This is a genomic window from Pedobacter sp. 01N416 (genome assembly GCF_056399685.1).
On record NZ_JBFTRT010000051.1, the window covers coordinates 1 to 15,044 of the forward strand.

A 15,044-nucleotide genomic window follows, 5' to 3' on the forward strand; every position below is an offset into this window, starting at 1 on the left:
GCGATATGTACGAATCGGTACAAAATTCTAATCTTGCACAGATCTTAGCCAGCTTTGAAATTAAAGCTTATAATAAAGATACAACAGGTGTTGTAATTGATGTGACCGATTTTTATAACGGTGATGTAATGGCAATCGGTGCTACCGACCAGATCCGTAAGGCTTATAAAGTTACCATGTACGATGCAACACGTTCTTATATCGATACGGTAAAAACTTTCCCGATCAACGTTGAAGTAAAAACAGCTAAAACATACCGAGCAGCAGAATCTCCAACCGATAACAGTAATGGTGCAGTTACTTTCGAATTCAATACGTCGATGTTATTATTGCCAAAAACCCCTGTAAAAGCCAGAATAATGGATAGCAGGGTTGGTTTTTTTGGTCAATCTCAAATTGATTATGGAAGCAACGCACAAAAGGCAGAGCGTACAGCCTACATTCACCGCTGGAATTTGGTTCCAAAAGATACTAATGCCTATAAACGTGGTGAACTGGTAGAACCGGTAAAACCGATTGTAATTTATATCGACCCTGCAACGCCTAAAAAATGGGTGCCGTTTTTAATCCAGGGGATTAACGATTGGCAGGTAGCTTTTGAGGCTGCAGGTTTCAAAAATGCCATTATAGGTAAAGAAGCGCCAACGCCTCAGCAAGATCCTCAATTCAGTGTAGAAGATTCCAGGTATTCAGTTGTTCGCTATTTTGCATCAGATATTGCCAATGCTTACGGTCCGCATATTAGCGACCCCCGTACCGGACAGATTTTAGAAACGCATATTGGTTGGTACCATAATGTAATGAACCTATTGCGTAACTGGTATTTTGTACAAACTGCAGCCATTAATCCTGAAGTTCGTAAAGCTAAATTTACGGATGCGCAAATGGGCGAATTAATCCGTTTTGTTTCTTCACACGAAATTGGCCACACTTTAGGTTTACCACACAACTTTGGCTCGAGTTATGCTTACCCGGTTGATTCATTACGTTCGAAAGCATTTACAGATAAACATGGTACTGCACCATCCATTATGGATTATGCGCGTTTTAACTACATCGCTCAACCTGGTGATGGCGTAACCAAGCTTCACCCACAAATTGGAGAATACGATAAATGGGTAGTGAAATGGGGTTATTCTTGGATTCCTGGAAACAAAACTGCAGAACAGGAAAAAGAAATTTTAGACCAGTGGACATTGAAAAATGCAGGTAATCCTTTGTCTTCAATCAACAATTATTTACTACCCCACTTTGGTTAATCAGCAATGATCAACTCAGTAAATTTGATAATGGTGTATTGTTAAACCGCATTAAAAGCGTTCAAGCAAATACTTTAGGCAATTTATTATCCGCCTCGCGTATTGCTCGTTTATTAGATAACGAAACTAAAAACGGTGCAGCAAAAGCATACACCTTACCTGAATTATTTACGGACTTAAGATCGTCGGTTTTTGTTGCAGGAAGAGCAGATGCATTTAAACGTAATTTACAACGTGCTTATGTAGACCGTTTACAGGATTTAATGACCAAAGAAGCAGAGCTTCCGGTTGGATTCCCTGTAGATTATGCAGCAAGTTACGGTTTAACGCCAATCAATGTTGGTTTATCTGATATCAGACCGTTGGTTAGAGCAGAGTTAAAAACCTTATTGGCTACTACAAAAGCCAGAGCAGCAGCAGGTGATGCCATTACCAAAGCACATTATGAAGATTTGAATATCAGAATTAAAGATATTTTAGATCCTAAGAAATAAAATGATGAAAGGGTTGAATTAGAGAATAATAGGATGCATTATCCAAATTCAATCATTCAATAACTCACTCATTCAATCATTAAAAAAGCGGAGCAAATCATTAAATTGATCGCTCCGTTTTTTTGTTCCAAACCTATCAGGTTTCAATAGACGGCTCGTCATCTCGACTGCAGTGAAACGGAATGGAGAGATCTATTGTAACAGATTTAGCTTCGCTGAGCCTTCGGGTTCTCGGCTTCGTTGCAATCGCTCGAAATGAAGAATCTATTTAACCCCCTTTGTATAATTTTTGATGCTTTAAGCTAAACACACGGCAGTTTTTTAATTTTATGGTTAAAACAGCTATTATGCTTAAAAGATTATTAATTGCCCTTACCTTATTTACATACAGTTTATCTGCTTTTGGCCAAAGTGCAGATTCGTTAACGGTTATAAAAACCAAATGGCATAAAAACAGAATTGCCAAGCAAGTGGTTTTATTCCAGTATCATTTTGATCAGAAAAACCTTTTCGCTGCAAACGAAAACATTTCGTTTTTAGAAATAAAAAATACAGGACGGAAGGCGGTTTTTGCTATTGGGGCAGAAGAGAAAGAACTAATTACCACCAGTAATTTTGGATTACGCGATACAGCAATTGCTGCGGTAAATGGTAATTTTTTCGATGTAAAAAATGGAGGTTCAGTAGATTTTGTTCGTGTTAATGGAAAAACCATTAATACTAACCGCTTGGATAAAAATGGAAATCGGGCAAGGCATCAGGAAGCGGCGGTTGTAATTGAGAGCGGAAAAATTTCGATCCAAAAGTGGGATGGGACAAGTGGCTGGGAAACAAAACTGGCCGCTAAAGACGTTTTGTTAAACGGCCCCTTATTAACTTTAAATCATATTGATGAAAAGCTAGATACGACCGGATTTAGCCGTTTGCGCCATCCGCGTACCTGCTTAGGGGTAAAGCCTAATGGCAGGGTGATTTTGTTAACTGTTGATGGAAGAAATGAAAACTCGGCAGGCATGAGTTTGTTCGAGCTAACCAGGTTAATGCGTTGGCTAGGCTGTGCCAGTGCCCTAAATTTTGATGGTGGAGGTTCTACAACTTTGTGGGTAAACGGAATGCCGGTTAATGGTGTTGTCAACTATCCAACTGATAATAAAAAATGGGACCATGAAGGGCAGCGCAAAGTAGCTAACGTTATTTTGGTGAAAAAACAGGCGCGGAGATAAACCTGTATCTATAACAGCATGTTTAGCTCTGGTTAAAAAAACTTATTTTAGCCAAAGATTTTTGTTGAAATGATTAAAAATACGATATACTTTTTCTTTTTTGTGCTGATGCTTTCTGCCTGTAAGTTTGGCTCTAAAACCAGCGACCCAACTTTAAGAGATTTTACTTTCGAGCCTGTAAAAGGCATCCGTTATCAAGAGGTAAAACGCCGGTTTAAAACCGGACTTTCTTTTAATACGGAAGGTTTTATGCAAAAACCATCCTGGATTATTGAAGTGGTTAAAGAAGATACCATGTCGGCCTGGAGTCCACAGAAACAACGAATGCAAAAATTCTACATGCAGTACGATCACGGAAATGTATATAATTTTGCTGCGGAATTTTTTAAAGTAAAACACATCAGTAAGGATAGTTTGGTTTTTCAGCGGATTCAGGTTGATGGAAAAGTAATTGCTTCAGATGTTCGCTCGGATGTAAATATGACTTTTTACGCGCAGGATTATATTAAAAACAAATTGAAGGCCAAAGCTGCCGATCTGCAAAAACCAAGCAAGGCCGATACTGCTTTTATAGAGAAGCGTGCTGCAAAAGTTAACTTGAATAGCGATAGTGCTTTTGCTGCAACAGATCCGGTTCAGTTTATACCAAAAAGTAAAATTGTAAGGGTAGAAAAAATCAGCACCGTTGATCGCGCTAATAACAGGACCGAAGCTTACGATTATATGTTTCCGCAGTATATTATCCGGGTAGATCGGGCTTATAAAGATTTTGCTTATCAAGTTGCAGCGGTGATAGATTTTCAGGGAAGGATACACGTAAAAACGATTTATAATGTGCTTCCCGAGAACGTTGAAGCTAAAAAAAAGGTGGCTCAGGGTATAGCAGATATCTATGTTAGAAACCTTTTTGATGTGGCTCCCGGTACAACACTCGGGATTCCACATAATAGTGAAATTACTTTAACAATAATTGGGAAGGCAATTAAAAAGCCTTAGTAATCTGCTATTTACAAAATTTTAACGTTAAAAAAATGTTAAAATTTATTTTGATTTTAAAAATTAAAACTTACCTTGCATACTTAATTTTAATATTTAATACAATGCAAGAAGGCACAGTAAAATTCTTCAATGTAACTAAAGGTTTTGGCTTTATCGTACCTGCAAATGGAGATAGCGAAATTTTTGTTCATTCAACAGGTCTTATCGACGAAATCCGTGAAAACGACAAAGTACAGTACGAAGTTGCTAACGGTAAAAAAGGCTTAAATGCCGTTAATGTGAAAGTAATTTAATTTATTTATCATATTTACAGAGAAGGCTGCTTTCTTGCGATGGCGGCCTTTTTTTGTTTTATTTTTCGCTGCCTGAATTCATTCAGGATCTATTCTCACTTTTTATGACCTACTATTTTATTGTTCCTGGTTTGGGTAATTCAGGCGCAGATCATTGGCAAACGCATTTCGAAAAATCCGGAGATCATGTTATGCGAATTAATCAGCGGGAATGGGATACACCCGCCAGTAAAGATTGGATTGAAACAATAGATCAGGCCGTTGCTAACTATAATTTGGCTGATGTGATTTTAATTGGTCATAGTTTGGGTTGTACCGCAATTGCCAATTGGGCAAAACAATATCAAAAGAAAATTAAAGGAGCTTTACTCGTTGCACCGAGTGATTTGGAAGCTCCCCGATATAACTTCTCAACGGTGGGTTTCGATCATGTACCACTGGATAAAATAAACTTTAGAACCATTGTTATAGCCAGTTCAAATGATGAATGGGTAACAATAGAAAGGGCTGAATTTTTTGCCGAAAATTGGGGCAGTGAATTTATTAATATCGGTAATGCTGGCCATATTAATGCAGATGCCGGATTTGGTAAGTGGGCAAAGGGACTGGAGATTTTAAAAACCTTGGGGTAACATTTACCTTGCTGAGTTCCCGCAGATTTCGGAAAAAGCGCAGATGAACATAAATCTGCGTAAATCAATTTGATCTGCGGGAGCTATTTAAGCGTTCTTACTTCTGCGCAAATTCTTCCTTAAAAACTGGTCTAGAAAAATTAATCCGATCACCAGATCTGCAAAAAGAAAGGCATAAATAGCCGTAGGCGTAATGTATTTCTCTAAATTGAAATCGAAATTCACCCTTAAATCGAATTGAGGCATTTCGAGGTTAGCATTATAAAATACATAACCCAATAAGGCGAGTAGAGAGATTACGAAAAAGCCTCCAATGCTATAAATAATCTTTTTATCAACCTTTGTTTTCATCGCCATAGGGGCAGGAACTAAAGCAACACTTTCCATCACATTTCTGGTGAAAGACATAGAGGGTTCATCAAGATCGAGCCCATCAAAAACTAAATTAAGCTTAAGTAGATCCTCGTACTGCGATTTAAGCTCGGCATCCGATTCAATTTTTTCTTCGATGGCTTTTTTTGAAGAATCATCCAAATTCCCATCAATATAATCCCAAAGCTGTTGTTCTATTGTATTCATAGTAACTCCTTTACTTCATCTTTTAACAAATATTGTAATTTTTCTTTAAGTCTTTGCCTGGCCCTATGCAACTTTACTTTTATTGTATTGGGTTCCATGTGCAGTGCTTYGCCAATTTCTTCTAAACTCTGTTCGCCTTTATAAAATAGGGTAATAATAGCAGCATCGTCTGGTAAAAGCTGGGTAATGGCAACATTTAAAAAAGCATGGCTATCCTGCCGCTCATAGCCATTTGCGTTAAAGCTTGAGGTGTGATTTTCGAGCTGTAAAATTGTACTTTCATCATGTATTGACGCAGTATCTAAACGGTTTTTCCTTAAAAAAGTCATCGCCGTAGTATACGTTATCGTGTACAGCCAAGTGCTAAATTTAGCTGTCTGTTTAAAGGCACCCAATGCTTTATATGCTTTTACAAAGCAATCCTGCGCAATTTCTTCGGCGTCTTCCCTGTTTTTCGAAAACCTTAAAGCAAGTGTAAATACAAATCGCTGATGGCGCTTTACCAATAGAGCATACTGATCGGTTTCGCCGTTCAATACCTTTTGGATCAGCTCTAAATCTGTAGGTTTTTGCTCCATGTTTAGCAATAAGACTACATTAAAGATAAGGAGGTTACACGTGAAATATAATTAAGGAGACTATTATTTGTAAATAGCCAGATGAATAATGTAAAATTGTTTTTTTTGGGGAAATGAAAGGGCAGTTTTTCATGGCGGACTGTAGTCCTGCTGTTCGCTATAGCCCTCATGCTTCGGGGCTGCCGCTGCCATCAGGTTTACACACAAAGTTTTGGCGCTTTAAAAACCCTAAAAATGAAATGCTGTTTTAGCCATTTAGCCCCGGGTGAAGCGGTACCCTGCAGGCTGAGGAACGAGGCCGAAGCGTACAAGCGCAACACGGGAACCAACTTGGTTACCTGCACAGGCATTGTGCTCCAAAAAGAAAATTAGTTGATAAATAGGCGATATAATTTTTTATTGATTGGAAATGAAAGGGCAGTTTTTCATGGCGGACTGTAGTCCTGCTGTTCGCTATAGCCCTCATGCTTCGGGGCTGCCGCTGCCATCAGGTTTATGAATAACGTGGGTGCACCCTGCAACCTTAAAAACTAAATGCTATATTGGCCATTTAGCCCTGGGTGAAGTGGTACCCTGCAGGCTGAGGTATCCCGAACTTTAGGGAAAGCGTACAAGCGCAACACGGGAAYCAACTTGATTTCTTGTACAGGCATTACGCTCCAACAAGAGTTTTAAGCCCTGGCTAAACTTTCGAAGTTTTGCCTACGCTTTGGGCTTGGTAAACTTCGCAAGCGCTCGTTAATGTGAAGCAAAGAACTTTAATCCTGCAATTGAGCCTATAAGCGTACAGATAAAAAATATCCGCCAGAAGGTTGCTGGCTCATTGAAATAAAAAATTCCGATAATTACTGTTCCTACGGCACCAATACCCGTCCAAACAGCATAGGCAGTTCCCATGGGTAAAGTTTGGGTTGCTTTATTTAGCAATAAGAAACTCAAAATAATACAGACAAAAAAAGCCGTACTCCATTTTATATTCGAAAAATTGTTCGATAATTTAAGGCAGGTTGTAAAGCCAACTTCGAAAAGGCCGGCAATAATTAAGATAATCCAGTTCATGATAAATGTGTTTCTGCAAATTTAAGGCACATTCATCAGGCAACATTTTACAAATGTTAAAAAATGAATTTATTTATGAACTGCTCTTATTCTGCTCAGGGTAACCTGTGTTACACCCAGGTATGAGGCAATGTGTTTTAAGGCTACTCTTTTAATCAGTTCGGGAGATTGATTTACAAAGTCCTGATAACGTTCTGCTGCCGCTTTAAAAGCCCGGTCTATTAATCTTCTTTCAGTAGCAATTAACTCCTGTTCTGCAATTTTTCTGCCCCAATTGGCAATTTCTAAATGTTGACCGTAAAGCAAAAAAAGATCGGTTAGCCTGATTTGAATTAAACTGCAGTTTTCCAATAGCTCAATATTTTCGTAACCGGGGCTATTATTAATATAGCTGTTAAAAGAAAAAAGAACGGCACCACTTTGTCCGAACCAAAAGGTTATCTGTTGGTTTTCTCCGTCAGAATAGGCTCTTGCAATACCACTTTCGAGGATATAGAAATAAGGCTCTGTTTTATCTGCATAGATTAAAATCATTCCTTTCTGATGTTCTACCCGCTTAGAAACAGCAGCTAACTTTTCTAAAGCTTCATTGCTGAGCGGCTTAAAGATTTCTATATTTTTTAACTGACTGTACAAAGGGAATTTTTAATGTTTGATAAAGCTATCGATTTTTTTTTCAGCAGGGGGTGTAACCTGATTAAAAAGTATGTAGTCATAATACACAGAACACGGTTCAATTTAAACAATAGAATATTTACAAATTAAAAATTATAATCATGGAAGGTATATTAGTCCCAATCTCACTTTTTTTAGGTGCATTCGCAATGGTATTCGGAATCCGCTACCTATCAAACAAAGAGAAGATGGCAATGATCGAAAGGGGAATCGATCCGGGTGTGCATAAGGCTACACCAAAACCGTTTTTAAGTTTAAAGTTCGGTTTGCTTTTGGTTGGTTTAGGAATCGGCCTGCTGGTAGCACTATTTACAGTTAGAGGAGTGTTCGGCAGCGACATGACGCGTAGTGAGCAAGGACAATCGGTAGCCATTTACTTTGGTTTCATTGGAATTTTCGGCGGATTGGGCTTAATTGTTTCTTACCTTGTAGAGAAGAAATGGCTGGATAGCAATAAAATGCTTTAATATCAGAGAAGTCAAGTTTAATGGCCACATCGCTATAAAAACTTGACTTCTCTTTATTCTTGTATTGTCAGCATTAGATAACTTGCTTTTAGATTTAAATAACTGTCAGATGGAAACATCTGACAGCACATTTACTGCGGCTTATTAATAATCGCTACGGTTAAACGGCTAATGCAGTTCATCTTTCCACGTTCATCGTAAATTTTGATTTCCCAAACCTGGGTTTTGGCCCCAATATGTAAAGGTTTGCAAATGCCTTTTACCAAACCACTTTTTACTGGCCGTAAATGGTTGGCGTTTACTTCTAAACCAACAGCAACATACTTCTCAGGATCTATACACATATAAGAAGCAATACTGCCCAAGGTTTCTGCCAAAACCACCGAGGCGCCGCCGTGCAAAATCCCTGCAGGTTGATGTGTACGTTCATCAACAGGCATGGTTCCGATAATAAAATCTTCACCAATTTCAGTAAAGTGGATATCGAGCAGCGCACCTAAATGATTTTTAGGGCGGTCGTTCAGCTCGTCAACTGTGAAATTTTTAAACCACATGGTAACGTTCTTTTAAAATGTAAACATGATGGATAATATGGCCACCCACAATAAATAAAATAGATTTCACATTAATTTCCCTGCCCGAAGCAATTCCTTTTCTGTTCAGTTCCTCTTCGTTTAAAGATTTAAAAAGATATAAATTGGCTTTACGAAGTGCAATAAATTCTCCGATCAGATCTTCCAGATCGCGCTCGGCAAAGCGGGCATTGGTTACATAGTCATCTTCCTCGAAACCTGGTAACGGCTGCTGTTCTTTTCGGGCAAAACAGGTAATGCGAAAGGCAAAAACACGTTCAGTATCAATAATATGGCCTAACATTTCTTTTAGTGTCCATTTACCTTCGGCATAGGCGTAATCAGCTTTATCGGCGTTTGCCCTAAACAACGCTGGCAGACTTAGCATCTGATCGTTTAAAATTTCGAAAATATCTCGATCTACTTTACTGATATAGGTTTCGCCCCAAGTTGGATATTCGTTAGGCTGTGGTCGGTTCATATCTTAAACTGCTTTTTAATATTATTCTAAAAGTTGTGCCTTTACCCAGTTCGGAGTCTTTTACAAAAATTTCTCCACTGTGGTAATTTTCTACAATACGTTTGGTAAGCGATAAACCCAAGCCCCAGCCGCGTTTACGTGTAGTATAGCCGGGTTGAAAAACCGCATCGAATTTAGATCTCGGAATACCCTTCCCGGTATCGCTCACATCAATAAACACCTKTTCTTTTGCTAAATTTTCTATAATGTTGATTGAGATCGACCCTTCGTTTTCGATTGCGTTTGCTGCGTTTTTTAAAAGGTTTTCAATTACCCAATCAAATAATGGAACGTTTAGCATGGCCCTTACCTGCTCATCGCCGGTAATGCTGAATTTAACCTTATCTGAGGTACGTACTTTAAAATAGCGTATAAAATCGCTGATTACAATGTAAACCGTATGATCTTCGAGTATAGGTTTAGAACCGATTTTCGAGAAACGGTCGGTAATAATTTCCAAGCGCTTAATATCGTTCTCCATTTCGGCAATCAACGGATCATCTTCTGCATCGAATTTAGATTTTATTAACTCCGTCCAGGCCATGAGTGATGATATTGGTGTACCCAATTGGTGCGCTGTTTCTTTGGCCAAACCTACCCAAACATGGTCTTGTTCATCTTTCCGGGCAGAACTGAATGCTGCATAAGCTGTTAAAAGGAAAAGGAAGATAACGCCCATTTGGATGTATGGGAAATACCTCAACTGTGTTAAAATGAAAGAGTCGCGATAGTAAGCCTTAAATTTTCTGCCAAAGATATTCATTTCATCAGGTGGATGCTGCGTCTTCATTTGCCTTAACTGCCTTACAAAATATAAACTATCGTAAGTAAGTTTGGCATCCGAAATGGGGTAGTTGGTTTTTGTACTGTCAAGCCCGTTAAAAGAAGTAATCATGCCAGCCGAATCGGTCATGATTACAGGTGTTTTGGTGTTTTTTCTTACGGTTTCAACTATTGTGCGGTAATCATCATTGTCATATAAAAACATAGATCGCTCCTGAATTTTCACCCAAAGATGAAACTGGTCGGCCTCTTCGCGTTCCATTTTTTTTACAAAAGAATCGGTGTAAAATACTGATGCAATGCCAATTAAGATGGCAAAAATGAGAAGGAAAAACTTCCAGCGGCGTTTCTTTTGATAAGGATTCATGCTTTAGCTAGCCAAATTACAATAACAAAACGGAAAAAACATAAAACCATTATGMTTTTTCAAAAACCTTAAAGGAATCATTTCGAATGCATAATCGCTTCATCGCAGATGAAACACTATAAAATGGATGAAAAACATATCTTTGCACCGTCTTGCGTTTTGCGCAGAGCGGTGAGCGCTAGAGCGCCCAACGCCTAACGCCAAGCGCTCAACAAACCAATTATGGATAAGAAAGTTAGAGTAAGATTTGCCCCAAGCCCAACCGGAGGTTTGCATTTAGGTGGTGTGCGCACTGCCTTGTTCAATTATTTATTTGCCAAAAAAAATAATGGAACTTTTGTACTTCGTGTAGAAGATACCGATCAAAACCGCTTTGTAGAAGGTGCAGAACAATATATTGTAAACTGTTTAGATTGGTGTGGCATTACACCAGATGAAAGCCCTAACAACCCAGGGGCTTATGGCCCGTACCGCCAAAGCGAGCGCAAACCCAGCTACCGTAAATTTGCCGAACAGTTAATTAGCGATGGTTATGCTTATTACGCCTTCGATACACCGGAAGATTTAGATACCAAACGTAAAGAAATTCCAAATTTCCAATACGGGCAGGCCACACGTATGCAGATGCGCAATTCTTTAACCCTTACCATTAGCGAGGTTGAAGAGTTATTGGCGGCTAAAACGCCACATGTTATCCGCATTAAAGTACCAACCGATGAAATTGTACATTTTAACGATTTAATCCGTGGTGATGTAAGCTTCGAAACCTCGTTGGTTGATGATAAAGTATTACTAAAAGCTGATGGAATGCCAACCTACCATTTGGCCGTTGTGGTTGACGATAAGGCGATGGAAATTAGTCATGCTTTTAGGGGAGAAGAATGGTTGCCTTCGGCACCGGTTCATATTTTACTTTGGAAATATTTAGGCTGGGAAGCGGAGATGCCTGCATGGGCACACCTGCCTTTAATCTTAAAGCCAGATGGGCATGGAAAATTAAGTAAACGCGATGGCGACCGATTAGGTTTCCCGGTTTACGCCATGAACTGGACCGACCCTAAAAGTGGCGATGTAACCAAAGGATTTAAAGAAATGGGTTTTATGCCCGAAGCTTTTATCAATATGCTGGCACTTTTAGGCTGGAATGATGGTACCGACCAGGAGTTATTCTCGTTAAAAGAACTGGAAGAAAAATTCTCGATAGAAAGAATCAGTAAGGCAGGGGCTAAATTCGATTTTGAAAAAGCCAAATGGTATAACCATGAGTGGATTAAATCGCAGGGAGCAGAGCGCTTGGTGGCAAGCGTTAAAGCGGAGTTGCAAAAAGTTGGCATTGAAATAAACGATGATGCTTATTTAAATACCGTTATTGATTTAATTAAAGATCGCTGTACCTTATTGCCTGATTTTGTGGCACAGAGCAGTTACTTTTTTGCTTCACCTTCACAATATGACGTAAATTCGGTAAAACCAAAATGGACAGCCGAAAAAGCTGATTTTTTTAATGCTTTTGCTGATCGTTTAACATTAACTGATGCGGGATCTGCCGAAGCAGCTTTTAAAGCCTTGGCCGAAGAAAAAGGCTTTAAACCAGGCGAATTGATGTTGCCTTTCCGCATTATGCTGGTGGGCGGTAAATTTGGGCCTGGTGTTTTTGATATTGCTGTATTGCTGGGCATAACAGAAACTAAAACAAGGATAACAAAAGCAATTGCTGTTTTTAATAGTTAGCATTCATTCTGCAAATGCATGAAGATCATACGGAGAAGTCGGGTTTAAAACCCGACTTCTTTTTTTTGCAGTAATCCAAAAGAATAAATCAATAAAAATAATTTATACTTTAGTATAACAATTGTCCCATAATTAAGGTTATTCATTAAACTAAAAAAGTAAATTATGCAATGGTTTGGTAAAGGCAGTAATAATGTAGAAGACGGAAGAAGCGGTAGCGGAGGGAAAACCATCCTAGGTGGCGGTGTAGGTATAATAATTGTGGTGCTCGGGCTAATTTTTGGCAAAGATTTAACTGGCTTGGTTAGTCAGCTTCCGGCTACTACAGGCACCGAAGAAGTTAAGCAGGGCGTTCCGGCTAATGATCCACAGGCACAGTTTGTAGCGGGTGTATTGGAATCAACCGAGCAAGTATGGGATAAAGAATTTCAGGCGATGGGCAAGCAGTATGAGTATCCTAAACTCAGATTATTTAGAGAAGCAGTGCAAACCGCCTGTGGCAATGCAGGAGCTAACGTTGGGCCATTTTATTGCCCTGGCGACCATAAAGTTTATATCGATCTATCATTTTATGATGATTTAAAAAACCGTTTCGGTGCTGCCGGAGATTTTGCACAGGCTTACGTAATTGCACATGAGGTAGGCCATCATGTGCAAAATTTATTGGGAATTTCGGAAAAACTAGATCAGGCACGGGGGCAGGTGAGCGAAAAAGAATATAACCGTTTATCGGTGAAATTAGAGCTGCAAGCCGATTTTTTTGCTGGACTTTGGGCGCACAATGCTCAAAATCTTAAAGATTTTAAATTGGATGAAGGAGATATAGAAGAAGCATTAACTGCTGCCAATGCCATAGGTGATGATAAATTGCAAAAACAGGCTACAGGTGATGTTCAGCCAGATTCTTTTACCCATGGTACCTCCGCACAACGGATGTATTGGTTTAAAAAAGGCTTCGAAACAGGAGATATTAGACAGGGTGATACTTTTAATTCAAATAATTTATAAAAAATAAAAACTTTTTTTACAGCGCATTGTTTGTTTACAGTTAATGAGGTTTTTATCTCAAAACCAAACATAATTATCCCGGCTTCTTATTTGTTTTAATAAAGATGATCCTTATAGTTGATGACAGGCCAGAAAACCTGATCTCGTTACAGAAAGTACTACAGGCACACAGTTTTGAGGTTGATACCGCATCGTCTGGCGAAGAGGCGCTGAAAAAAGTTTTAAAAAACAACTACGTCCTGATTATTCTCGATGTACAAATGCCAGATATGGATGGCTTCGAGGTAGCCGAAACCATTTCTGGTTTTAGTAAGGCAAAAGATACCGCCATTATATTTCTTTCTGCTGTAAATACAGAGTTAAAATTTATTACCAAAGGATACCTGAGCGGTGGACTGGATTACATTACCAAGCCCGTTGATATTAATGTGCTGCTCCTTAAAATAAAAACGTTTTATCGCATTTACGAGCAGAATAGAAAACTTAACGAGGTGCAGGAAAAATTGCTTGAAGAAATCGAATTCCGAAAACAGGCCGAACATAAAAAGGACGAATTTATCAGCATTGCCAGTCATGAGCTAAAAACACCTTTAACCAGCGTAAAAGGGTACATTCAGTTGCTGCAGCGTAGCCTTAACAGAGATGATAAAACCATGGCCCAGAACCATCTCGAAAAAGCGAGTACCCAGCTCGAAAAACTAAACGAATTAATTGTCGATCTGCTCGATATCTCAAAAATTGAAAGTGGAAAGATGAAGTTTAACATGAAAAGTTTTTATGCTGATAACATGGTAAACAATGCCATCGAGATGTTGCAGCAATCTAATCCTGATTTTAAAATCAGCAAACTGGGCAAAACAGACGAAATGATATTTGGTGATGAAATGCGCTTGGAACAAGTGGTCATCAATTTTATTACGAATGCCATTAAATATGCTCCGGGTACCAATCAGGTTAATGTAACTACGAATATTAAAGATGAAAAACTTTATCTGGCCGTAAAAGATTTTGGTATTGGTATTTCAAAAGAGCAGCAAGATAAGATTTTTGATAAATTTTATCGGGTAGAAGATAACAGATGTAAGTATTGGCAACCTTATTAAAAGTACCGAGCTGGTTAAACACAGTGATGAAGTAATTTTAAATACGGAGAATATTATATCCTATTTGAAAGATGCCGAAACTGGTCAGCGGGGCTTTTTATTAACTGGAAACAAGGTGTTTTTAACACCATATTATGGTGCCAGCGATTCGGCCGCTTCGATATTAAAAAAAGTTGAACTAGATACCAGGCATAATAGCGTTCAGCAAAAAAATATAGCAGCGCTTAAAAAAATTCTTTTTAAAAGAATGGATATCATTAAATCGACCATAGAGATTAAAACTTTAGGCGGTGTTATTGATCCTACGGTTTTGTTTCAAGGCAAGGTTTATATGGATGAGGCCAGATCAATTGTAAGCAACATTATAACTGAAGAGAAAAGGCTGCTTGAAGAAAGAACCAACGAATTAAATAAACTTACAGCTTATACCCCGATACTGATTTTAATTGCAGCGCTCCTTGCCATTCTGATTACGTTGTTTTTTTACCGGAGAGTATCAATCGATTTTGATGAACGTGTTAAACTTCAGCAGGAAATTGAAGATAAAAAATACGAGATGGAAAAACGTATTGTTGCCATTAAAGAAATTGCCTATCAAATTTCTAATGGAAATTATGGCATTAAACTCGATAGCCAAACCCAGGATGAGATTGGCGAGCTTTCCGAATCGCTAAATGCAATGTCATCATCATTGAAAAAATC

General features: G+C 38.7%; 18 protein-coding genes. 11 read left to right on the forward strand and 7 right to left on the reverse strand.

Annotation, left to right across the window (positions count from 1 at the left end):
- The 6 genes from AC1DND_RS04640 to AC1DND_RS04665 form a co-directional block, all read left to right on the forward strand.
- The coding region (locus AC1DND_RS04640; RefSeq protein WP_477579518.1) for a zinc-dependent metalloprotease at positions 1-1,259 on the forward strand (1,259 nt) is incomplete at its 5' end.
- On the forward strand, positions 1,259-1,753 hold the full coding sequence (locus tag AC1DND_RS04645; RefSeq protein ID WP_477579543.1) for a zinc-dependent metalloprotease: 495 nt from the start codon (positions 1,259-1,261) through the stop codon (positions 1,751-1,753). The genes AC1DND_RS04640 and AC1DND_RS04645, both read left to right, overlap by 1 nt.
- A 347-nt stretch (positions 1,754-2,100) precedes the next feature.
- Positions 2,101-2,976, forward strand: a complete 876-nt coding sequence (locus AC1DND_RS04650) for a phosphodiester glycosidase family protein (RefSeq protein WP_477579520.1) — start codon at positions 2,101-2,103, stop codon at positions 2,974-2,976.
- Between the two features lie 69 nt (positions 2,977-3,045).
- Positions 3,046-3,972, forward strand: coding sequence for a hypothetical protein (locus tag AC1DND_RS04655; protein ID WP_477579522.1), 927 nt, complete (start codon positions 3,046-3,048; stop codon positions 3,970-3,972).
- A gap of 104 nt (positions 3,973-4,076) precedes the next feature.
- Complete coding sequence (locus AC1DND_RS04660) at positions 4,077-4,268, forward strand: cold-shock protein (RefSeq protein ID WP_025141747.1); 192 nt, start codon at positions 4,077-4,079, stop codon at positions 4,266-4,268.
- Between the two features lie 104 nt (positions 4,269-4,372).
- The gene (locus AC1DND_RS04665) at positions 4,373-4,900 is read left to right on the forward strand and encodes an RBBP9/YdeN family alpha/beta hydrolase (RefSeq protein WP_477579523.1); all 528 of its coding nucleotides are present in this window, start codon (positions 4,373-4,375) and stop codon (positions 4,898-4,900) included.
- An 87-nt stretch (positions 4,901-4,987) separates the two neighbouring features.
- Here the strand turns inward: AC1DND_RS04665 and AC1DND_RS04670 are convergent, their stop codons facing one another.
- The 4 genes from AC1DND_RS04670 to AC1DND_RS04685 form a co-directional block, all read right to left on the reverse strand.
- Positions 4,988-5,479 carry an anti-sigma factor family protein gene (locus AC1DND_RS04670; protein ID WP_477579525.1) on the reverse strand — a complete coding sequence of 164 codons (492 nt, stop codon included), beginning with the start codon at positions 5,477-5,479 and terminating at the stop codon, positions 4,988-4,990.
- Complete coding sequence (locus AC1DND_RS04675; RefSeq protein ID WP_477579526.1) at positions 5,476-6,057, reverse strand: RNA polymerase sigma factor; 582 nt, start codon at positions 6,055-6,057, stop codon at positions 5,476-5,478. Before AC1DND_RS04675 ends, AC1DND_RS04670 begins: the two co-directional genes overlap by 4 nt.
- Before the next feature lie 738 nt (positions 6,058-6,795).
- Positions 6,796-7,116, reverse strand: a complete 321-nt coding sequence (locus AC1DND_RS04680; protein ID WP_057931064.1) for a DMT family transporter — start codon at positions 7,114-7,116, stop codon at positions 6,796-6,798.
- Positions 7,117-7,185: 69 nt separating this feature from the next.
- Positions 7,186-7,752 carry a Crp/Fnr family transcriptional regulator gene (locus tag AC1DND_RS04685; RefSeq protein WP_477579528.1) on the reverse strand — a complete coding sequence of 189 codons (567 nt, stop codon included), beginning with the start codon at positions 7,750-7,752 and terminating at the stop codon, positions 7,186-7,188.
- A 140-nt stretch (positions 7,753-7,892) separates the two neighbouring features.
- Here AC1DND_RS04685 and AC1DND_RS04690 point away from each other — a divergent pair, with 140 nt between their 5' ends.
- Positions 7,893-8,258 carry a DUF6249 domain-containing protein gene (locus AC1DND_RS04690; protein WP_230142856.1) on the forward strand — a complete coding sequence of 122 codons (366 nt, stop codon included), beginning with the start codon at positions 7,893-7,895 and terminating at the stop codon, positions 8,256-8,258.
- 131 nt (positions 8,259-8,389) lie between these two features.
- On the opposite strand, the gene AC1DND_RS04695 is transcribed toward AC1DND_RS04690, so the two are convergent.
- Genes AC1DND_RS04695 through AC1DND_RS04705 form a run of 3 tightly spaced genes read right to left on the reverse strand, consistent with a single transcriptional unit; the run spans position 8,390 to position 10,500 of the window.
- Positions 8,390-8,812: a hotdog fold thioesterase gene (locus AC1DND_RS04695; protein WP_477579531.1), complete on the reverse strand. Its 423-nt coding sequence runs from the start codon at positions 8,810-8,812 to the stop codon at positions 8,390-8,392.
- The gene (locus AC1DND_RS04700; protein WP_477579533.1) at positions 8,802-9,311 is read right to left on the reverse strand and encodes a DinB family protein; all 510 of its coding nucleotides are present in this window, start codon (positions 9,309-9,311) and stop codon (positions 8,802-8,804) included. Before AC1DND_RS04700 ends, AC1DND_RS04695 begins: the two co-directional genes overlap by 11 nt.
- The gene (locus AC1DND_RS04705; RefSeq protein ID WP_477579534.1) at positions 9,292-10,500 is read right to left on the reverse strand and encodes a sensor histidine kinase; all 1,209 of its coding nucleotides are present in this window, start codon (positions 10,498-10,500) and stop codon (positions 9,292-9,294) included. Before AC1DND_RS04705 ends, AC1DND_RS04700 begins: the two co-directional genes overlap by 20 nt.
- Before the next feature lie 222 nt (positions 10,501-10,722).
- On the opposite strand from AC1DND_RS04705, the gene gltX reads away from it, so the two are divergent.
- The 4 genes from gltX to AC1DND_RS04725 all read left to right on the forward strand — a co-directional run.
- Entirely contained in the window at positions 10,723-12,231 is a 1,509-nt protein-coding gene (gene gltX, locus AC1DND_RS04710; protein WP_477579536.1) for a glutamate--tRNA ligase, read from the forward strand.
- A gap of 165 nt (positions 12,232-12,396) precedes the next feature.
- A complete protein-coding gene (ypfJ, locus tag AC1DND_RS04715) occupies positions 12,397-13,239 on the forward strand; it encodes a KPN_02809 family neutral zinc metallopeptidase (protein ID WP_477579538.1) in 843 nt (280 codons plus the stop codon).
- Between the two features lie 104 nt (positions 13,240-13,343).
- Positions 13,344-14,342: a hybrid sensor histidine kinase/response regulator gene (locus AC1DND_RS04720; RefSeq protein ID WP_477579540.1), complete on the forward strand. Its 999-nt coding sequence runs from the start codon at positions 13,344-13,346 to the stop codon at positions 14,340-14,342.
- 64 nt (positions 14,343-14,406) lie between these two features.
- The coding region (locus AC1DND_RS04725; RefSeq protein WP_477579542.1) for a CHASE3 domain-containing protein at positions 14,407-15,044 on the forward strand (638 nt) is incomplete at its 3' end.